General features: G+C 45.5%; 20 protein-coding genes and 1 riboswitch. Of the genes, 7 read left to right on the top strand and 13 right to left on the bottom strand.

Going from position 1 to position 21,218, the window contains the following annotated elements; all coding sequences use genetic code 11:
• Positions 1 to 5 precede the first annotated feature (5 nt).
• From LGT40_RS07110 to LGT40_RS07075, 8 genes are all read right to left on the bottom strand, one after another.
• Positions 6 to 251: a DUF1244 domain-containing protein gene (locus LGT40_RS07110; protein WP_226074709.1), complete on the bottom strand. Its 246-nt coding sequence runs from the start codon at positions 249 to 251 to the stop codon at positions 6 to 8.
• Complete coding sequence (locus LGT40_RS07105; protein ID WP_226074711.1) at positions 244 to 2,262, bottom strand: ABC transporter ATP-binding protein; 2,019 nt, start codon at positions 2,260 to 2,262, stop codon at positions 244 to 246. Before LGT40_RS07105 ends, LGT40_RS07110 begins: the two co-directional genes overlap by 8 nt.
• Entirely contained in the window at positions 2,259 to 3,668 is a 1,410-nt protein-coding gene (locus LGT40_RS07100; RefSeq protein WP_226074713.1) for an ABC transporter permease, read from the bottom strand. Before LGT40_RS07100 ends, LGT40_RS07105 begins: the two co-directional genes overlap by 4 nt.
• Before the next feature lie 8 nt (positions 3,669 to 3,676).
• A complete protein-coding gene (ispH, locus tag LGT40_RS07095; protein ID WP_226074716.1) occupies positions 3,677 to 4,639 on the bottom strand; it encodes a 4-hydroxy-3-methylbut-2-enyl diphosphate reductase in 963 nt (320 codons plus the stop codon).
• Positions 4,640 to 5,728: a prephenate dehydratase gene (gene pheA / locus LGT40_RS07090; RefSeq protein ID WP_226074718.1), complete on the bottom strand. Its 1,089-nt coding sequence runs from the start codon at positions 5,726 to 5,728 to the stop codon at positions 4,640 to 4,642. It abuts the gene before it with no gap.
• A gap of 2 nt (positions 5,729 to 5,730) precedes the next feature.
• On the bottom strand, positions 5,731 to 6,810 hold the full coding sequence (gene serC, locus LGT40_RS07085; protein ID WP_226074720.1) for a 3-phosphoserine/phosphohydroxythreonine transaminase: 1,080 nt from the start codon (positions 6,808 to 6,810) through the stop codon (positions 5,731 to 5,733).
• A gap of 5 nt (positions 6,811 to 6,815) precedes the next feature.
• Complete coding sequence (gene gyrA, locus LGT40_RS07080; RefSeq protein ID WP_226074730.1) at positions 6,816 to 9,401, bottom strand: DNA gyrase subunit A; 2,586 nt, start codon at positions 9,399 to 9,401, stop codon at positions 6,816 to 6,818.
• A 150-nt stretch (positions 9,402 to 9,551) separates the two neighbouring features.
• Positions 9,552 to 10,193, bottom strand: coding sequence for an ABC-type transport auxiliary lipoprotein family protein (locus tag LGT40_RS07075; RefSeq protein WP_226074737.1), 642 nt, complete (start codon positions 10,191 to 10,193; stop codon positions 9,552 to 9,554).
• Positions 10,194 to 10,360: 167 nt separating this feature from the next.
• On the opposite strand from LGT40_RS07075, the gene LGT40_RS07070 reads away from it, so the two are divergent.
• Positions 10,361 to 10,876 carry an adenine phosphoribosyltransferase gene (locus LGT40_RS07070; protein WP_226074739.1) on the top strand — a complete coding sequence of 172 codons (516 nt, stop codon included), beginning with the start codon at positions 10,361 to 10,363 and terminating at the stop codon, positions 10,874 to 10,876.
• Positions 10,876 to 11,718: a MotY family protein gene (locus LGT40_RS07065; protein WP_226074741.1), complete on the top strand. Its 843-nt coding sequence runs from the start codon at positions 10,876 to 10,878 to the stop codon at positions 11,716 to 11,718. Before LGT40_RS07070 ends, LGT40_RS07065 begins: the two co-directional genes overlap by 1 nt.
• Here LGT40_RS07065 and thiE read toward each other — a convergent pair.
• From thiE to thiC, 5 genes are read right to left on the bottom strand one after another with little or no spacing between them, the layout of a single operon-like run.
• Positions 11,707 to 13,176: a thiamine phosphate synthase gene (gene thiE, locus LGT40_RS07060; protein ID WP_226074749.1), complete on the bottom strand. Its 1,470-nt coding sequence runs from the start codon at positions 13,174 to 13,176 to the stop codon at positions 11,707 to 11,709. The two genes, LGT40_RS07065 and thiE, sit on opposite strands and share 12 nt — an antisense overlap.
• Entirely contained in the window at positions 13,169 to 13,966 is a 798-nt protein-coding gene (locus tag LGT40_RS07055) for a thiazole synthase (RefSeq protein WP_226074757.1), read from the bottom strand. The genes thiE and LGT40_RS07055 overlap by 8 nt, the downstream gene beginning before the upstream one ends.
• 1 nt (position 13,967) lies before the next feature.
• Positions 13,968 to 14,189: a sulfur carrier protein ThiS gene (gene thiS / locus LGT40_RS07050; RefSeq protein ID WP_247363556.1), complete on the bottom strand. Its 222-nt coding sequence runs from the start codon at positions 14,187 to 14,189 to the stop codon at positions 13,968 to 13,970.
• The gene (locus tag LGT40_RS07045) at positions 14,179 to 15,249 is read right to left on the bottom strand and encodes an NAD(P)/FAD-dependent oxidoreductase (protein ID WP_226074759.1); all 1,071 of its coding nucleotides are present in this window, start codon (positions 15,247 to 15,249) and stop codon (positions 14,179 to 14,181) included. The genes thiS and LGT40_RS07045 overlap by 11 nt, the downstream gene beginning before the upstream one ends.
• A 21-nt stretch (positions 15,250 to 15,270) precedes the next feature.
• The gene (gene thiC / locus LGT40_RS07040) at positions 15,271 to 17,082 is read right to left on the bottom strand and encodes a phosphomethylpyrimidine synthase ThiC (RefSeq protein WP_226074761.1); all 1,812 of its coding nucleotides are present in this window, start codon (positions 17,080 to 17,082) and stop codon (positions 15,271 to 15,273) included.
• Positions 17,083 to 17,188: 106 nt separating this feature from the next.
• Positions 17,189 to 17,293: riboswitch (TPP riboswitch) on the bottom strand.
• Between the two features lie 89 nt (positions 17,294 to 17,382).
• On the opposite strand from thiC, the gene LGT40_RS07035 reads away from it, so the two are divergent.
• The 5 genes from LGT40_RS07035 to LGT40_RS07015 all read left to right on the top strand — a co-directional run bounded on the left by LGT40_RS07035 (position 17,383) and on the right by LGT40_RS07015 (position 21,168).
• On the top strand, positions 17,383 to 17,937 hold the full coding sequence (locus LGT40_RS07035; protein ID WP_226074763.1) for a Smr/MutS family protein: 555 nt from the start codon (positions 17,383 to 17,385) through the stop codon (positions 17,935 to 17,937).
• A 198-nt stretch (positions 17,938 to 18,135) separates the two neighbouring features.
• The gene (locus tag LGT40_RS07030; protein WP_226074765.1) at positions 18,136 to 19,083 is read left to right on the top strand and encodes a hypothetical protein; all 948 of its coding nucleotides are present in this window, start codon (positions 18,136 to 18,138) and stop codon (positions 19,081 to 19,083) included.
• A 93-nt stretch (positions 19,084 to 19,176) separates the two neighbouring features.
• The gene (locus LGT40_RS07025) at positions 19,177 to 19,722 is read left to right on the top strand and encodes a hypothetical protein (RefSeq protein ID WP_226074767.1); all 546 of its coding nucleotides are present in this window, start codon (positions 19,177 to 19,179) and stop codon (positions 19,720 to 19,722) included.
• A 296-nt stretch (positions 19,723 to 20,018) separates the two neighbouring features.
• On the top strand, positions 20,019 to 20,624 hold the full coding sequence (locus LGT40_RS07020; RefSeq protein ID WP_226074769.1) for a hypothetical protein: 606 nt from the start codon (positions 20,019 to 20,021) through the stop codon (positions 20,622 to 20,624).
• A 118-nt stretch (positions 20,625 to 20,742) separates the two neighbouring features.
• Complete coding sequence (locus tag LGT40_RS07015; protein WP_226074771.1) at positions 20,743 to 21,168, top strand: hypothetical protein; 426 nt, start codon at positions 20,743 to 20,745, stop codon at positions 21,166 to 21,168.
• The last annotated feature ends 50 nt before the right edge of the window (positions 21,169 to 21,218 follow it).

The raw sequence follows: 21,218 nt of genomic DNA, 5'->3' as shown, positions 1-21,218 counted from the left end.
GACGGTTATTTCTGATATTTCTGCTTCCACTCATCATATGTCATTCCGTAGACATGCTGACGGGCAGCATCATAATCCATTTCAACACCCTGTTGCTCTGCAGCGGCCAGATACCACTTTGACAGGCAGTTACGGCAGAACCCCGCCAGATTCATCAAATCTATATTTTGTACATCGGTACGCTCTTGCAAGTGGGCAACCAATCGACGAAAAGCGGCCGCTTCCAGTTCAGTTTGAGTTTGTTTATCCATTTTCATTCTCTTCATATAAAAAACAATTAACCTGATGTCCATCGTCCAGCAACGTGGTCGGCGGATAATGCTTCTGGCAAATTGGCATCACCCGGGGACAACGCTGATGAAAATGACACCCTTCGGGAGGATTGGCTGGCGATGGTAATTCGCCATTTACAGTGACCTGCAGCTGCTGCTTACCAATCTCCGGAACCGCTGCAAGTAAAACTTGAGTATAAGGATGTTTGGGTGAATCCAATACCTGCTGACGACTCCCCTGTTCTACTATTCTACCCAGATACATCACCGCAACTCGATGTGCCAGATAATCAACTACCCCAATGTTATGGGTAATAAACAAAAATGACAGCCCAAATTCATGCTGGATATCCCGAAGCAAATTCAGAATTTGCGCCTGAACAGAAACGTCCAGAGCGCTGGTGGGTTCATCACATATAATTATCTCGGGTTCAGTTGCCAAAGCCCTGGCAATACAAATACGTTGCCGTTGACCGCCCGAAAACTCATGGGGATAACGATGCCGGATATCGGCTCTCAACCCGACGCGCTGTAACAATGAATCCACGTACTTGGATCTTGCAACAGTGTCCTTGCGGAATCGTGTTGCACTGATGGCTTCTTCAATGATCTGTTCAACAGTCATTCGAGGATTCATTGAAGAAAACGGATCCTGAAAGATGATCTGTAACTGACCACGATAGGGTTTCAATTCATGTTGTGAGAGACGATTCAGTACTTTTCCCCGAAAACGCACTTCTCCAGAGGTCACCCGCACTAGCTGTAAAATGCCCTTTCCAACCGTGGTTTTACCACAGCCGGATTCGCCTACTAATGCCAGCGTTTCAGCGTTATGCAACGTCAGATTAACCCCATCGACTGCTTTTACCTGTCCGACTTGACGCTGAAAGATACCTTTGCGGATGGGAAAATGTACTTTTAGCCCTCTAACATCAAGCGCATGAATCTTTGAGGGAACCACCTCTGATAAGTGTGAGGTATGAAGCGCTTTAGAGGCGTTACTGTGTGAAATTGCTACCACCGGATCATATAAATGACAGCGAATACCACTTTGCTCTGTTGCCAGCCACTTTGGTTCATGCTGATGACAGTGATCCCATGCAAAATCGCATCTTTCAGCAAAGCGGCAGCCGATAAAATTTTGATTTAACGGTGGCACACTGCCTTTTATAACCGTTAAACGTTGATCACGTTTCTGTTCACTGGGTAAAGCCTCAAATAATTTTTGTGCATAGGGATGTTGAGCATGGTTGAAGAAAGTCTGTCGATCAGCTTTTTCAACGATTTGTCCGGCATACATTACGGCTATCTGATCGGCCATCTGTGCCGCAACACCCAAATCATGTGTAATCAACAGAATCGCCATGCCCGTGTCGCGCTGAATTTGTTTCAGTAGATCGAGTATCTGTGCCTGAATCGTGACGTCCAGAGCAGTCGTTGGTTCATCCGCAATCAGTAATTCAGGCTCTCCCGCCAATGCCATCGCAATCATCACACGTTGCTTCATTCCGCCCGACATCTGATGGGGATATTCTTTCAAACGTCTCAAGGGATCGGGAATACCCACCGCATCCAACAGTTTCAGACTACGTTGCTGTATTTCCTGAGGGGATAAGGTGAAATGCCAGCGCAAGACCTCCCCAACCTGTTGACCGAACGTTAATACCGGATTCAATGAGCTTTGCGGTTCCTGAAAAATCATGGCGACCCGACGCCCCCGAACCCGTTCCATTTCTGCTTCAGAGAGTTTGAGAAGGTCCAGACCATCTAGTTTGATTTCGCCCGCCACTATATTACTGGCAGGATAAGGATTTAATCTTAATATAGAGAGTGCACTAATCGACTTGCCACAGCCTGACTCCCCTAATAACGCAAAAGTCTCACCTTGTCGGATAGAAAAATCGATACCATCAACTGCTTTAAACGGCCGATCTTTGCTCGAGAACCAGGTTTTCAGACCCTTGACTTCCAGTAATACCGGCGTACTCATCGTGCTTTTTGCATCCGTGGGTCAAAGGCGTCGCGCACCACATCAGCAAATAAATTTGCGGCCAATACCAGTATAAACATAGAGATAAACGCGGCGGTTAATGACCACCAAACCACCGGTTCACGAGCCATCTCCAGCCTGGCGCTATTAATCATATTGCCCCAACTGATCATCGATGGATCAACCCCGACGCCGACATACGACAGTACCGCTTCAGCCAGTACCAAACCACTGAAGTCCAGCACGACCGTAATTAAGACGATATGCATCAAATTGGGCAGAATATGTCGATGCAGAATTTTGAAACTGCCGACACCCAATGAACGGGCAGCCAATACATATTCGGCTTCGCGTAACTTCAGTGTTTCTCCCCGCAGAATTCGGCATAATCCTGTCCAGCTGGTCACACCGAGAATCAAGCACAAAAATAACAATCGAATATCCGCGCGTTCCGCAATGGTGGCGAAATTCTCCGGATGGGTATTCATATAGACCTGCAACATCAAAACGGCCGCAGCAATTAACAACACACCAGGAATCGAATTTAAGGTGGTGTAGATATACTGAATAACATCATCGATCCAGCCGCGGAAATATCCTGCACTAATGCCGAGAAGAATCGCCAGCGGCAGCATTACCAAGGTGGTTAAGGTACCTATGGCCAAACCGGTTCGAATACTTTTCAGTGCCTGATAAAGCACACTTTGCCCCACTTTATCAGTACCCATTACATGGTAATGCTGACTCAGCATAATCAGCGTCAGACACAGCCAGCTGAGCAGGAAAACCATCAGATAAAAGGTACGTACCGGAAATTCAGATTCGCCTTTAAGTAATCGTTTTATCTCAGCCATCGGCTTTCGCTGATAACGAAACGATTTGTATAAAAGATAAAAAGAAATCAGCAATAAGGTAAATAGCGTGGCTTGTAGCGTGCTATTCACTATGATTTTGGTAACGTCAGCCCATTTTTCATTTTCAGATTGCAGATGTTGCCCTGAATAACGTAATCGTGGATAGCTATATTCAAGCTGTCCACTTTGACCAACCTGCATCTCTTTCACAAATAAACGGGTGGCAAACGGTGCTGAGTACGTTTTCTCAACCTGAGTACGAATCGGCGTAACCAACCAGTCAAGTACGCTCAGTACCTCAGTGGAATAATGTTGTTGTTTGTCTTGCTGCGGCGCTAATGCCAGTCGAAAATGTAAGGAATCTAAAACGCCTATAAAGACATAGCTCAATAGAATAATGACCGAAATAACACCGCGTTTACGCTGCATCACCATTATCCATGGTGCCCGTAAATGTGGTTTGTTATGAAGGTAAAGGATGCCAGCAGTGATGACAGCGAGCAAAAGAAAAATCAGAATGTCGGTCCACAGAAATACCGGCAGAAAGGGCATGGCTGTCCTTATGTTGATTTTCTAAGGCTGGAAATATCCACTTTAAGCGCTTTGGGTAAAGAGAAAGCGACGTTTTCAATTTGACCTTTATCTTCCGTAACCGCTTCAACACCGAGCATTTTGAGTTTTTCCACCACGGCCTGAACCAGGGACTCGGGGGCAGAAGCTCCGGCGGTTAACCCTATGCTTTGTTTGTCTTTTAACCACTCCGCATTGATCTCATCTGCGTTATCAATAAGATAAGCTTCTGTATCAAGTTTGGTTGCTAACTCTTTGAGTCGATTGGAATTAGAGCTATTAACAGATCCTACGACCAGTACCAAATCACAATTTTCAGCCAGACGTTTAACAGCATCTTGACGGTTCTGGGTGGCATAACAAATATCGTCTTTGCCCGGACCGATAATGTTTGGAAACCGTTGACGAAGTGCATCAATCACCAGCTTTGTATCATCAACCGATAAGGTTGTTTGCGTTACAAAGGACAGATTATCCGGATCATTGACCGTTAAATTAGCCACATCCTCTGGAGATTCCACCAGATACATCGCGCTGGGATCAGAGGTGTACTGACCCATGGTACCCTCAACTTCCGGGTGTCCAGCATGGCCGATCAGAATACATTCGCGAGCGACTTTCTCATGTTTGGCCACTTCCAGGTGCACTTTAGTCACCAGTGGACAAGTAGCATCAAACACTTTCAAACCCCGAAGTTTTCCCTCTTCCTGAACGGCTTTGGAAACACCGTGTGCACTGAAAATTAATGTGCTGTTATCAGGCACATCGGATAATTCTTCAATAAAAATCGCGCCTTTATTACGCAGGTCTTCCACAACGGTCCGGTTGTGGACGACTTCATGACGAACGTAGATTGGGGCGCCAAACAATTCCAACGCGCGCTCGACGATTTCGATAGCACGATCGACTCCGGCACAAAAACCTCTTGGATTGGCTAATACCAACTTGGTCATTTACAACACTGCCTTTGGATACGAACCTAAAACACGGAAAACAGAAGATTCTGATTCCAGTTCCTTTAATGCACTGGCCACTGTCGGATCTTCACAATGACCTTCAATATCAATAAAAAACACATATTCCCAGATGCCTTTGCGTGAAGGTCTGGATTCAATTCGACTCATACTAATACCTTTGTCAGCCAAAGGTTTGAGTAAGTTTTGTAACGCACCCGGTTTATTTTTGGTCGAAACCAGTAATGCCGTTTTATCAACGCCTGACGGACCGACATGTTGATTACCTATCACCAGAAACCGCGTCGTATTACCCGCTTCGTCTTCGATATTGCTGGCCAGGACTTTTAAGCCATAAATTTCAGCAGCAGTGCTGGCTGCAATCGCCGCACTATCATGATCCATTTCCGCAACACGTTTAGCCGCTTCTGAGTTACTGTCAAGGGGAATCAGTTCCGCCTGAGCCAGTTGATCCCCTAACCACTGCCGGCATTGAGCCAAAGCCTGAGGATGTGCATAAACCTTTTTAATATCAGTTAGCTGCGCAGCATTACTCAATAAATAATGATGAATAGGCAACGTGACTTCACCGTTGATTTTTAAGGGTGAACTCACAAATCTATCTAAAGTATGATTGACCATGCCTTCAGTAGAATTTTCTACCGGCACCACACCATAACAGGCATATTCGGTTTCTACGGCACTAAAGACGTTGGCAATCGTACTCACTGGATGTAACTCGGCAGAACCACCAAAATGTTTCAACGCGGCTGCCTGAGTAAAAGATCCTTCCGGTCCAAGATAGGCAATTCGTAATGGTTTTTCTGCGGCCAGACAAGCTGACATGATTTCGCGAAATAACCGGGCCATTTCTTTATCAGACAGCGGACCGGTATTACGTTGCATCACTTGGCGCAAAATCATCGCTTCACGCTCAGGCCGATAGAAATCCGCTTGTTCGCCCGATTGTTGTTTTATTTCAGCTACTTGATGCGCTAACGCCGTGCGTTGATTTAATAAATCCTGGAGTTGCTTATCGACTTTATCAATCTGTTCACGAACGGCTTGAAGTGCTTGTTTCTCGGACATGTTTAACCAAACCTGCGCTCAAATTCAGACATAAACCAGATCAATTTATCGACACCGGCCTCAGGCATAGCATTGTATATGCTGGCTCGCATGCCTCCCAAATCCCGATGTCCTTTTAGTGTTAACAAGCCTTCTTTGGCCGCATCTGCCAGAAACTGTTTATCCAAATCGCTATTGGCCAGCGTAAAGGGAATATTCATCCACGAACGATAACGTATATCTACCGGGTTGGCATAAAAATCACTGCCATCAATCGCTGCATACAATTTTGCGGCTTTGCGCTGATTGATTTCAGCCATGCCCTCTAATCCGCCCTGCTGCTTCAGCCATTGAAACACCAGACCCGCCAGATACCAGCTGTAAGTTGCTGGCGTGTTATACATCGAACCATTATCCGCATGAATTTTGTAATCAAACATCACCGGTGTGCCCGGTAAGGTTTGACCAATTAAATCCTTACGCACAATAACAATACATAAACCGGCAGGACCAATATTTTTCTGAGCACCAGCGTAAATCAGACCAAAACGATTTACATCAATTGGACGGGACAATATCGTGGATGACATATCGGCAACCAGTGTGGTCTCGCCAACCTCAGGGATCTCGGCAAACTCCAGTCCATGAATGGTTTCATTTGGCGTGTAATGTACGTAAGCCGCATTATCGGATAATTGCCACTGGCTTTTATCCGGGATGGTTTGATAATGCGATGGTTTTGCATCCGCCACCACATTCACTTTGGTGTAACGCCCGGCTTCGGCAATGGCTTTTTCAGACCAGGCACCAGTGTTGAAATAATCTGCGTGGGTTTTGCCATTCAACAGATTCATTGGAATCATTGAAAACTGACTGGATGCCCCGCCTTGTAAAAACAGCACAGCATAATCATCCGAAATCCCCATCAGATCCCGCAGATCAGCCTCAGCCTGTTCGGCAATTGAGGTGTATTCCGGACCACGATGACTCATTTCCATCACCGACATACCGGTACCGCGCCAATCGAGCATTTCCTGCTGGGCAATCAGCATCACTTCGTCCGGTAGCATGGCTGGACCGGCACTAAAATTATAGGCTCTCAAAGTGCTTATTCTTCCGTTAGATCATCAGTATGTGGCAGATTTTCAATATCGACCTCTTCATCCTCATCTTCGATGACGCGCTCAAGACCGACCAGTTTTTCATCATTACTCAGATTGATCAGGCGTACACCTTGTGTATTACGACCAACCAATGAGACATGTTTCACCGGAGTGCGAACCAGTGTTCCACCATTGGTAATTAACATGATCTGATCTTCTTCACGAACCTGTACCGCACCGACGACATGACCATTTCGGGCAGAAGTCTGAATAGAAATAATGCCCTGACCACCACGACCTTGAACGCGGTATTCTTCGAGATTCGTCCGTTTACCATAACCAAATTCAGTCGCCGTCAGAATCGCTCCTTCCTGCTGCGCGATAATCAACGAAATAATCTGTTCACCATCGGCCAGACGCATACCACGAACACCGCGTGAAACACGGCCCATTGAGCGCACATCCGTTTCAGGGAAACGAATGACTTTTCCGTTGCTGCTGAACAGCATGACATCCGATAGACCATCGGTTAACGCCACACCCACCAGTTTGTCATCTTCTTTCAGATCCACAGCAATAATACCGTTGGCACGCGGACGAGAATAATCAACTAATGGGGTTTTCTTCACTGTACCGCTGGCCGTTGCCATAAAGATAAATTTATCGGCTTCAAACTCACGAATTGGCAAGACCGCGTTAATACGCTCGTTTTCTTCCAGCGGTAACAGATTCACAATAGGTTTACCACGGGCCGTACGGCCACCTTGTGGTAACTCATAAACTTTTTTCCAGTAAACCTTACCAGTACTGGAGAAACACAATAGAGTGTCATGGGTATTGGCGATAAACAGATGCTCAATGAAATCTTCATCTTTCATTGAGGTTGCTGCTTTGCCTTTACCACCACGACGTTGTGCCTGATAGGTATCCAATTGCTGCGTTTTGGCATAGCCGGCATGGGATAAGGTGACCACCATTTCTTCTTCTGTGATCAGATCTTCAAGCGTCAGATCCAGATGGGTATCAAGAATCTCGGTACGACGCTTATCACCGTACTCATCATTAATCGCGACCAGTTCACCACGGATAACGGCCATCAAATTGTCAGGATCACTCAAGATAGCCAGCAAATCACGGATTTGATCCAATACTTCACGATATTCCTGCAGAATCTTGTCTTGTTCAAGACCGGTCAATCTGTGCAGACGCATGTCCAGAATGGCCTGAGCTTGCACAGGTGATAAATAGTACTGACCATCAACCAGACCGAACTCAGCCGCTAAATCTTCTGGACGAGAAGCCTGAGCGCCTGCAGCGCCCAACATTTCCAGGATCATCTCACTGCGCCAGCCCCGGGTTAATAAGGCCTCTCTGGCTTCAGACGGACTTGGTGATGCTTTAATCAGTTCAATAACTTCATCGATATTGGCCAGGGCTGTCGCCAGACCTTCCAATATATGTGCACGTTCACGCGCTTTACGCAGCTCATAAATCGAACGACGGGTAACAACCTCACGGCGATGACGAATAAACGCTTCAAGAATCGGTTTGAGACCCAATGTACGCGGCTGACCATCAACGATCGCCACCATATTGATACCAAACACGGTTTGTAACTGGGTTTGCTGATACAGATTGTTCAGAATGACTTCAGGCACGTCGCCACGTTTGATGACGATCACCATGCGCATACCATCTTTATCAGACTCATCACGCAGGGCAGAAATACCTTCGATTTTTTTCTCTTTAACTAACTCAGCAATTTTTTCCAGCAGACGGGCTTTGTTTACTTGATAGGGCAGCTCATGCACGATGATACTTTGCTGACCCGTTGCTTCATTCGTTTCAATTTCGGCACGAGCTCGCATATAAACGCGGCCGCGACCGGTTTCATAAGCTTCGGCAATACCATTGGCACCGTTGATAATACCGGCAGTTGGAAAATCCGGACCCGGAACGTATTCCATCAAATCACGCGTGGTGACACTCGGATCATCAATGATCGCAATACAGGCATTGAGAATTTCAGTCAGGTTATGCGGCGGAATGTTGGTCGCCATACCGACGGCTATACCAGATGAACCATTAACTAATAAAGCAGGGAATCGGGTCGGTAAAACGGCTGGCTCTGATTCGGATTCATCATAGTTGGGGATGAAATCAACAGTTTCTTTGTCCAGATCGGCCAGCATTTCGTGGGCGATTTTCGCCATACGAACTTCGGTGTAACGCATCGCGGCCGGTGGATCACCATCCACTGAACCAAAGTTACCCTGACCATCAACCAGCATGTAACGCATTGAGAATGGCTGAGCCATCCGTACCATCGTGTCATATACCGCTGTATCACCATGTGGGTGGTACTTACCGATAACGTCACCGACGATACGAGCAGATTTTTTGTATGGGCTGTTCCAGCTGTTTCCCAGTTCCCGCATGGCATATAACACACGACGGTGAACCGGTTTCAGGCCGTCCCGGACATCCGGTAAGGCACGACCTACGATAACGCTCATTGCGTAATCCAGGTAGGACTGTTTCATTTCATCTTCGATACTGATCGAGTCCAGTTCCAGAGCAATCTCAGACATTTAATATTCTTCCAAAATGAACAAAAGCAAGCCTAGCTTGTTGAAGTTTCAAGCAAAAAGTTTCGCCAATAAAACTCGAACAGATGCTAACCATAGTTAAACCGTAATCGTACCACTCTGAGCGATTTCCTGCACGATTATAAGAGACTGCTAGGGTGTACCAGCTTTATTAAAATAATCGCTCAAATCCTGCTCCAAAGTCGCGAGAATTTCTTCCAGCGCATTTTGCCAGCCAGTTACCACTGTTTGGGGTGAGGTTTCATCAATAGAAGCGTCTACACGAAAGCCGGTTTGAAACAGCATTTTGCTGCGATCTGCATCACCGGGACTCATGAAGAATTGCATTTCCAAAACGGCTTGCGGCGGGTACTCGGCGCGATCATCGCCGTAAAGTTTGGTCACCGCGGCTTCCAGTACCAAATCCGCTGGTTGTGACTCATCGGTGATCACATCACTGAATAAACCGCTTTTCGCTAACCAACGTTGCAGTTGAGAAGTAAACATCACCTGAGGATCTGTCAGCAATAAATGCCCTGCCTGCGGCTGATATTCATTATCTCCAATGCGAAACACAATATTCTCGGTGCGATAATGCGGTGCAATACGGATGGGTTTGATACGTAAAACACGATTTTGGGCAAACTCTGCGGCAACATTACCGCGGTCAACATCAACGATATAAAAGCGCGGTTCAATATCGTCCGCTGCTTTATCACCACCACCAAAACCGAAACAACCGGTCAAAAAACTGAACAGAACAAAAACCAGCACTCTCAGCCATCTGTTAATCACGAAATGTGGTACTCCTGAATATACTTAGAAATTACATAAGCGTTGTCAGGACTATTGAGCTTTCATTACTAATACGGTCGGAGCTTACGAAAGAAAAATAGACCCTGAGAAACCAGTCGTTATAATAGCTGTGGTGACCATCCCTTCTCAAATAAATTAGGCGTCAGATGGACGAGATAAAAAACAAGATCCGCGATATCGCAGATTTTCCCGAACCCGGCATTTTATTCAAAGACATCACCCCGCTAATGCAATCACCAGTGTTACTGCGCCAAGCCGTGGAATTACTGATTGCTCCTTACCGTGATTCGCCCATTACTGCTGTCGCCGGTATGGAAGCACGCGGCTTTATTTTCGGTTCGCTGGCTGCCTCTATGTTGGAAGTGGGTTTTATTCCACTGCGCAAACCGGGTAAGCTGCCACACATCACGCACAAGGTGGAATATCAACTGGAGTATGGCGAAACCAGCCTGGAAATTCATGCTGATGCCGTAGCGGAAGGTGACAACATTCTTATTGTTGATGATGTCCTCGCTACCGGCGGAACGGCTAAAGCCGGTTGTGAATTAATCCAGCTACTCGGCGGACGGGTTGTTGCTTGTGCATTTTTAATGGAAATCACTGCGTTAAATGGGCGCTCGCTGTTACCGAATACAACTGTACATAGTGTGATTAAATACTGATGAAGTTTTTACTCTTTATATTATTCGCCTCTCCTGCCATTGCTGATACCGTTTATCAATCCGCGGTTCATGAAGCAAAATGGCAAATAGAAGAATCCCCACTACTGTGCATTTTGCAACACGAGATCACCGATTACGGACAGATTATGTTCCATCGTGAGAGTGGTGAACCATTACAGCTTTCCATCACTACTCAGGATCACCCGGCATCTCAGTCAACCGCTGAACTGGTGATCACCAATACGCCCTGGCAAAACGAAGCCATCAGTCAAAAACTGATGACCTTACCAGTCACCTACGGTCAGCGTGAATTTACCGTTGAAGGCATTACAGCCAGCAAAGCATTATCGGCTCTGCAACAAGGCCAGTTTGTCCAACTGAAATATGCTTCACAAAGCAGCACTCAACCACTTAGTGTGATCCTTTCCAATGTGCAATTTTTGCCAGCCATGCGTGATTTTCAAGCGTGCTCAGATAAAATGCATCCAGACAGCTTCAACGATTTACAGCAATTCAGTGTGTATTTTGAATCGGAAAAAGCCATTCTCGACAACAGCGCCTCTCAACGGATGAAACGTTTGGCCGACTATCTGAAAGTGGATGACAGCATTACGCGAATTATCATCGAGTCACACACCGACAGCTTTGGTCGTAGAGAGCTTAATACCGAATTATCAGAACAACGTGCTCAAGTGGTGAAAACCTTTTTAATAGAACAAGCGGAAGTTGACGAAGCAATAATCGAAACGCATTCCTATCGTGATAACAAACCTATTGCAAGTAACAAAACTCCGGAAGGCCGCGCCAAAAACCGTCGCACGGAATTACGTTTAATTCGCTGAGTTTTGCCATAAAGACAGCAGTTGCTGTGTCACCTGCTGATAATCAGCAGCTTTGGTAATTGCTGAAATCATTGCCACTGAACCCACTCCGGTTTTATGCAACGCTCTGGCACGCGCCACATCAATACCACCAATGGCAACCAGCGGCGTATGCCCATCTAATAAGCGTATCCACTCTGCTAAACGATCAAAGCCCTGCGGTTGCCAAGGCATTTGTTTGCTGTCAGTTTCAAATATTGGTCCCAAGGCAATATAACTGGGATTTACCGCCAACGCTCTGGCCAGTTCCCAATATGAATGGGTGGAAATCCCCAGCCGCAATCCGGCCTGTTCAATTTCCAGCAAATCAGCGTCATGCAAATCTTCCTGTCCCAGATGCACACCATAAGCGCCGTTATCAATCGCCATACGCCAGTGATCATTCACAAAAAACTGAATATCACTGTGTTGGTGAGAGATATCTACCGCACTGGCAACCTCAGCATTGAGAAACGCGTTATCGGTTTGTTTTAAACGTAACTGGATGGTCTTGATGCCGATAGTCAACAAACGGTTCACCCAATCAGCACTATCCACCACCGGATAGATTCCCAATCGATCTGGACAATCCGGAAAACTGAAGCTTTTGCCAATCAGATCCGGGGTATAACTCAGCCTGGGGATATCACGCAGCTCAACAGGTTGCCGTTGATGCGAAAATAACTGATAAGGCCCTAAAGTCTGCGATTCCCGAATCCCGCGGTTGATGTAACTTCGCGATAAAATCACTGCATCACGGATATCTTCACCTTGTGCAAGATAGCACGCCAGACTCGATGCCAGCACGCAGCCGGTTCCACGAACATTTTTATTTAACCTTGGCTGATAACAATAAAAATGGCCAAATGCACTGGCAAAATAATCCGAGACAAAACTTTTATCACCATGCCCGCCTTTCACCAGACAAGCTGACAAGCCTTCCTCAATTAAATGTCGAACCTGCTTTTCCAGAGACCCGCCCAGATTGTCCGAAAGATATTGCATTTCGGGTAAATTAGGCGTCAGCAAAGTGATCTTGGGTAATACGGATTTACGCACATATTCCAGTACTTCAGGCGCAGCCTGTTTCCCTCCACTGCTTGCCGCCATCACCGGATCCATCACGACCGGCACATCATGAAGCCTGATAATCCGCTCAATCACTTCGGCTATTTCAAGATTAGGTATCAGACCAATTTTAATTGCGGCAATATCAAAGTCAGCAATACCGCTTTCATATTGTTTGAGAAATTTCTCCGCAGTTAATGGATTCAATGCCTGCATACCGTTTTGCGTCTGCTCGGTGACACAGGTAATCAAAGGGACTGGATGAAAACCATGATGACTCACAGTTTGAATATCTGCCGTCAGACCGGCACAGCCCTGAGGATCCAGTCCACCAATTAATAAGATTGCAGTTTGAGGTATTTGCTCAGCCATGTTGCTGCCAGATTGGTTGATCTAAAGTAGGCGTACTGGGCTTGGCGGAATCACGTTTTGGCATAATGCCCGCTTCAAACGCCAGTCGTCCTGCATTAATAGATTGTTTAAACGCCTCGGCCATAAGCGCCGGTTCAAGTGCTTCGGCAACAGCGGTATTTAACAGAATGCCGTCATAGCCGAGTTCCATCGCTTGCACCGCATCAGAAGGTTTGCCGATGCCAGCATCGACCAGTAAGGTGATTTCCGGCAGGCGTTCTCTTAATGTTCTCAATGCATAAGGATTGAGTAATCCCTGGCCGGTACCGATTGGTGCGCCCCAGGGCATTAAGACCTCACAACCTGCATCCGCCAGTTTCTGGCACAACACCAGATCATCGGTGCAATAGGGAAACACTTTAAAGCCATCGGCAATGAGGGTTTTAGTGGCTTCCAGCAAAGCAAACGGATCCGGTTGCAGATTAAAGCTGTCGCCTAATACTTCGAGTTTGATCCAGTCCGTTTCAAATAACTCACGGGCCATATGGGCTGTTTTAATCGCCTCGGCGGCACTGTAACAACCTGCAGTATTGGGTAATAAATGACAGCCCAGTACTTCAATCATGTTCCAGAATTGCTGACCGCTATTGGCCTGGCCGGCACTTTGCCGACGCAAAGAGACAGTAATCACCTGTGCGCCTGACGCTTTGATGGCATCACACATAACCTGCGGTGACGGATAAAGCGCCGTGCCGATAAATAAACGACTGCTGAGGGTTTGCCCGTAAACGTTCCAGTCAGATGCCTGCATGTCAGCCTCCACTGATGGGCGACAGCACATCAATGCGATCGCCTGCTGATAATTGATAGGTTGAATGTGCCGATTTGGCGATAATATTGTCGTTAATCACCACTACAAACCGGCCTTCTGCCCAGCCATGTTCAGCTAGAAAAACCTGCAAATTAAAGTTTGTGGTTTCCACTGGCTGTTCATTCAAAATAAGTGCAATAGCTTGAATCGACTCAGCTTGCATAACGCACTCCCGAATCTGTGTGTTCTGATAATGTTGTGAGTAATTGGTCGACCATCACCGGCCCCAGTAAATAACCATGCCGGTATAATCCGTTGATTTGATAACCCCACTCCTGCTGGCGAATGGTGGGTAAATGATCGGGTAATGCTGGTCGGCAATGCGCCCGCATTTCCAAAACCCGGGCTTCGGCAAACCCTTTATGAATGCTGTAAAGCGCTGATAGCAATTCCATCGCACTGCGCACGCTAACCGGCGAGCGATCTTCGGATTCAATTACCGTAGCCCCAATCACATATTGCTGATCAGGTCTTGGTGCCAGATACAGCGGATAACGTGGATGCATTAACCGTACGCACTGTTGCAGATTCACTTCCGGTGCATAAACACGCAGCACTTCTCCACGCACACCGCGTAAATCAGTTATATCCGTCTTGCTGCCATTACCCCGGCAATCAATCACCGAGGTAAATTTATCCAGCGAATGTCCAAGCGTTTGCTGACACAATTGTTCCAATGTGGCGTTACTTAACGTTTCAATCGGTTCAATGGTTTGCCAGTTAGCGTGTTCCGTTAGAAACTCACCGACCTGCTGATAAAACTGGCGATTATCCAGACAGCTCTCTTGCGGAAAATACAACGCCGAACGAAAGTTCTCGGCCAGTTCAGGAGACAGGTTTTGCAACTGCTGAGCATCAATCTGCTGATAGTCATCTGCATCGAGAATATGCGCTGCCCGAAGCTGATAGCGTGCCAGTTCGGCCTTATCGCCTTCATGTGCCACCACTAATGTTCCGGTTTTTGGGTAAAACACCGGCTCGTCAAACTCAACCAGCCATTTATCCCACAACGCCTGACTTTGAATACCCAGATCACGAATCGACCGATCTGCCGTAACGGCCTCGGTAAACGGCGCGATCATCGAAGCCGCAATAAAACCGGCACTGTCGGTACCGGCTTTATCGTCTGATGACAAAATCGTCACGGCATGACCGGCCTGAATCAGACGCCAGCCTGTCAGGCGTCCAATCAGACCACTGCCGATAATCAGATAATGCTTCATAGCGCTTCGCAACCGATCCAATCACACCTGATGATAGATTTTGCTGCCACCGGCCTTAAACTCTTCCGACTTCTCGGCAAAAGCTTCTTTCACGTCATGTGAAATCTTCATTGAGCAGAATTTCGGGCCACACATCGAACAGAAATGTGCCACTTTGGCTTTGGGTTGTGGCAGGGTTTCATCATGGAAAGCCCGCGCTGTATCCGGGTCTAACCCGAGATTAAATTGATCTTCCCAACGGAATTCAAAACGTGCTTTGGAAATCGCATCATCACGCTCATGTGCGCCCGGATGGCCTTTGGCCAAATCAGCAGCATGAGCAGCGATTTTGTAGGTAATGATGCCGGTTTTAACGTCATCTTTATTCGGTAAACCCAGATGCTCTTTAGGCGTCACGTAACACAACATCGCCGTACCAAACCAGCCAATCATCGCCGCACCAATACCCGAGGTAATGTGGTCATAACCCGGTGCAATATCAGTAACTAAAGGCCCTAAAGTATAGAAAGGCGCTTCGTGGCAGACTTCCAATTGCAGATCCATGTTTTCTTTGATCTTGTGCATTGGCACATGGCCCGGCCCTTCAATCATCACCTGCACATCATGTTTCCAGGCAATATGCGTTAATTCACCCAAGGTACGCAGTTCGGCAAACTGGGCTTCATCATTGGCATCCGCTTGTGAACCAGGACGTAAACCATCCCCCAGCGAAAACGACACATCGTAGGCTTTCATGATTTCGCAGATATCTTCAAAGTGCGTGTACAAAAAGCTTTCTTCATGATGTGCCAGACACCAGGCCGCCATAATCGAACCTCCACGCGAGACAATCCCGGTGGTACGGTTCACGGTCAGTGGAATATGCGCCAGACGAATACCGGCATGAATTGTAAAGTAACTAACGCCCTGCTCGGCCTGTTCAATCAACGTATCGCGAAATACTTCCCAGGTCAGATCTTCGGCAATGCCGTTTACTTTTTCGAGTGCCTGATACAACGGCACGGTACCGATTGGCACCGGTGAATTACGGATAATCCATTCACGGGTCTGATGAATATGTTTACCAGTCGACAAATCCATTACGGTGTCGCCGCCCCAACGGGTGCTCCACACCATTTTTTCGACTTCTTCTTCAATCGACGAGGTCGTTGCTGAGTTACCAATATTGGCGTTGATTTTGACCAGAAAGTTACGACCGATAATCATCGGCTCAGCTTCAGGATGATTGATATTGGCTGGTATAATCGCCCGACCTTCGGCGACTTCTTTACGCACAAATTCCGGGGTGATGTGATTCGGTTTATCGGCTGGCAATTCGCCTTTAGCCTGCAACGCTGCACGACCCATGCTTTCACGAATGGCGATATATTCCATTTCCGGGGTGATGATGCCCTGACGGGCATAGTGCATCTGGCTGACGTTTTTTCCCGGCTTGGCTTTGCGTGGCAGACGACGATTGGTGAACAGCGGAATATCAAATTCCAGACCATCCTGATCGCGGGTAAAGTTGGAACTGAACGCTGGTAATACTTCGGTATCGTTACGCTCTTCAATCCATTTCTGACGAATCGGCGTTAAGCCTTTTTCCAGATCAATGGTTTCAGTCGGATCAGTGTAAATACCCGAGGTGTCGTAAACCATTACCGGCGCATTTGGTTCACCCGGCAAATTGGGATCACGATTCGGTGTGTCGGTCAGAGAAATTTGCCGAAATGGCACCCGGATATCATCACGACTGCCGGTAATATAGATTTTTTCAGAACCCGGTAATGGCTGAGTAGTAATGCCACTACGGTCTTTAATATCAATGACTTTTGGATTGGCTGCTGACATCTGATTTCCCCTTTTTGAATAAAAAAGTCGGGGAAATGAAGACGTTGCGCTTACGCGAACAAGGGGATGGAGATACACGGCGGCTACAGTCAGACAATCAGACGTACCGGCATTCCGGCTTGTTTCCTACGGAGGTTCTAGCCTCTTCAGGTTCAACGGGTTTCATCTCAGCCATTTCTGAAAAAACAGAGTGGCACCCCGACAAGTGGAAATCATCCTAAACTAAAAATGATTTTTTACACAAGCATCATCTGGCACAATGGTTCACATCAAACGGCATGAAATCAGACAACATCGGCCATGGCAGATAACAAAAATAAAAATGATGACGACGAGTTTTCCTTGTTTCGCAATGAAATGAGCGACGCCGAGCCGATCAAACACGACCGCCTGGTGCATCGAAAACCTCCGCCGCCGCCAAAGGTCAGAAAGCCCTCCGCAGCCGAACTCACCCATGACACCAGCGAGTTTTCCAGTTTATTCGCACCTGAAACAGTGGGAAATGAGGAATATCTGGAATACCGTGGCGACGGGATTCAAAACCGCCAATTCGCCAAACTCAAAAGTGGCAGAGTACATCTCGAAGCTGAACTCGATTTACACGGCCTCACCCTCGCCAAAGCCGAGCCCACCCTCTCCCAATTTCTCGAACAATGCCAACAAGAAAAGATTAGATGTGTGCGAATCATTCACGGCAAAGGCTGGGGATCACGCGATAACAAACCGGTTTTAAAAAGCAAACTTAATCACTGGCTCAGAGAAAGTGATGCCGTTTTGGCGTTTTGCAGTGCAACGATTGAAGATGGCGGGACTGGGGCTTTGTATGTTTTATTGAAACGGCGGTTTGAAAGGTGAATTTATAAATGGCCTTTTAAGTTGTATATTTCGGGCCATTGATCTTTTAATTATACTTAATTTTTTTGTCTTTTATTATTCAGATATTTAGATAATCCATGTCAGGTGGCCTAAGAATTAGATGGCCGACCACTAATAATTATTATGAAACCAAAGGCCTCGTTAACATACTTTTAAGGTCAAACAAGGAGTCAGATTTTGGGAGTGAAAATTAGCACCGTAAAAGAAAAAAGTACGGGCAACGAAATAACCGTCAAGGACTGTGAAAAAGGCCATGATGGAGAATATATATGCAAAACTGATGGCTGTAATGCGCATATGTCATTTGTCAAAGCTCATGAGAAAAGAAGGCTGGATAAAACAATTGAAATACCTTCTTTTTTTAAGCTTAAATCGAATGATAAGCATGCTTATAAAGTCTGCCCTTATAATACAAAAGGAGCTGTTGAAATTATCGCCAGAGATTCAGATTCAAACGTATTAAAGGCTATAGAAAACGAGAAATATCAATTCAATCTCCAGGTGCTTCATAAGGATAAGAATACACAGGAAAAAATTACAGAGGCTAACTCAAAAACAAGTGCGGATGAATTCAGTGCACAAAAGGGAAAGGTTTATACGCGTAGTGGTACTGCATCGAGCTATATTAAAACTTTGACTCAAGTACTGACGCTTAGAGCGCAGCTTGAAGACAACAAAGAATTAGCCAGTTTGGTTACCCTTACGTATAAAAATACAAAGATAAAATGGTCAAATTTCTATTTTGAGATAGATAGCTACATCGATGCTTTTGAAATAGCCAAAAATTCGGCAATTCATTATCCAATGTGTTTTCACGGTGTTATATCTAAAGTAGTGGATTCAAGTAAAAAGTTTAAATATGCTAAGTTTAAGCTTCACAGCCCATACATCGAATTGGAAGGCGAATCAACTGATATTCCAAGTTTGGAGTTTATAATAGCGGATGATTCACTTGATCTGAATGCTTTCTCTGCGGGGGCTGAAGTGTTGATCTATGGGGTAATTAAAGTCAGCAGTGGAGACTGGGTTCCTCCTGAACAGAGAGGGTTGGAGGAACCTAAATCAATACGTTTTCTAAATATGAGTGCCTGGGTAAATCATGCAGAACAAGTTACTAAGCTATAGCTTTAACAAAGCCATCAATTTGACCACCTTATGCTACGCTTCAGGTGGCAAATTATGGCGACGTTGTAGGTAAATAATACGGAATTAGAAGTTATGGATGTAATGGAAAGATTATTCTTTATTGCCTTGGTCGCCCTGTCTCTATATATGGGGGGTACTAACATGGTTAAAGAAACTGTCTTTGAGATTGAATCAACGGCAGCCATCAATGAATTAAAAATTGAGCTCACAAAGAAAGATGAAGAGATAAATAAGCTAAATATCGAGCTAGGGAAAATCAACGATCAATTTAGTCTCATTACAAACCTGTCCGATGAAGCGAGAGAAATGCTAGCAGCATCTAAATTAGCTGAAAATATCGCAAAAAATCAATCTTTAGTAAATGAACTAACAGCAATCATTAAAGAGACACCTGAAGAAGCAATTACGCTCTCTTTAATGAAGGGGAAATTTGAGAGAGATCAAATAGAATTAAATGGAAAGCTTGAGGCCGTTAAAGCTAGGTTAGAAGAAGTAAAATCAAACAACTCTGTTTTAATTGGATTTATCGCAGCATTCTTCATATATATTATAGGGTTTCATTTTAACCATAGAGCCAAGTCAAAAAATGTACAACAAAAACATCAAGCCGACACATAATAATCAATAGGGTCATAGTGTTTGATATTTCAGTCATATCGATTTGGTTGAAAAATATTTTTTTTACACCCATGAGATTTAAGAAGAACAGCAACAAATAAAGCAAATGACAGGTAGTAAAAATCAAACACTCTGACCCCATCGATTAATAATAATTAAATTTACTTAACTTTGACTGTTTGTATATTATTCAGTTACTTATGAAGTTGGTGTCAGGCGCAAGCAGAATTAAATTGCACCTGATAATAATAATTATGAGGCCGAAGTCCTCATTCACGTGCAGTTAGATTATTCGTATGAATCCGAATCGATTTATAAATGACATACTTAAGCCTTGGGACATGCTCAACTCCTTATTGGTTCAGCAATATGCATTTCAGCCAGACCTCTCTGATATAACCAGATTGACCGGTAATATTGCAGTATCTATTCGCCACCAAATAGACTTTGCTCATTTAAACGATAAACAAGCAAATAACTTATCCCAGGCTCACCAAATAATCTCTGATGCGGGTGATTACTGGAAACATGGGAGTTTGAGGAAACAAGAACGTAATTGTCCTATAAGGGTGGCAGCTGCTTTTGAGTACGCAGAAAATGGAACCTTCAGGTTTATCCGTAACATTGCCACATTAGCCCATAGCTCTCTAGGTGAGCACGACTTTCTAACAACTTCAGCTGAGGCTGCAAGGTTTTGGATGTCTCAACATGGCTTTAACGTAGAATGGAAGGGCTTGCCTAACAGCGCGCCGCCAATATTTGAGCAGTCTGCCCGTTTAAAGTTTGACCCAAGATACTGTATCAATATGTCAAACACTCAGATCAGGTTCTTTAAAAAAATATCGGATGGAAAACTAATTCCCTTTGATCCGCCACAAGTTCGATTTGAGGTATATGAGTAATCGTAATCTAACAAGGAAAATGCACTCGGACGTCAAAAAGCGTGGCTCGTTCTGCTTTTTGCTGCCGGTGATTTTCGACGTTAAGTGTCCGTGTTAGCCACAGTAATTGGAGAGTGGTGTGAGTAATTGGTTTGAAGATAATCCTACGAAATCTGTAGTAGCGCATACCGTCATCGTAGCCGCTGCAACTTGGGCTGCTTTCTACTTTGTATTTGATGAAAATAAGATAAAGCTAATAGAGGCTAAGGCGGAGAAAATAGCTGCAGAATCTAAAGAAGTTAATGCTAGAAATTCTGTATTAGTAACGAGATTAGATTATCTGACTAAGGAAAATGAAAAATATTTACGCTGGCTAGAAAGCACTCCTAATACGTTGCCATTCTATGAGTTAGAAATTACAAAGCTCGAAGAACAAATTGTCAAACTGAAAACAGATTTAGCAACTAGGCCCAAATTGGACAATCCTTTCAAGCCACCTCTTCCAGACGCTTACGAATTTAGTTGGGTTCTACCCCGTTTCTACGGACGGTTTAAAAACGGTTGAAAACGTCATATCGCTTCTTGCGACTCGTCTTCTCATGCGAGGATTATGGA

Origin of the sequence: Methylophaga pinxianii, assembly GCF_020447225.1 — a bacterium.
Classification (GTDB): Bacteria; Pseudomonadota; Gammaproteobacteria; order Nitrosococcales; family Methylophagaceae; genus Methylophaga; species Methylophaga pinxianii.
Note: the sequence above shows the minus strand (reverse complement) of the source record. Positions and strands in the feature narration are given on the sequence as shown.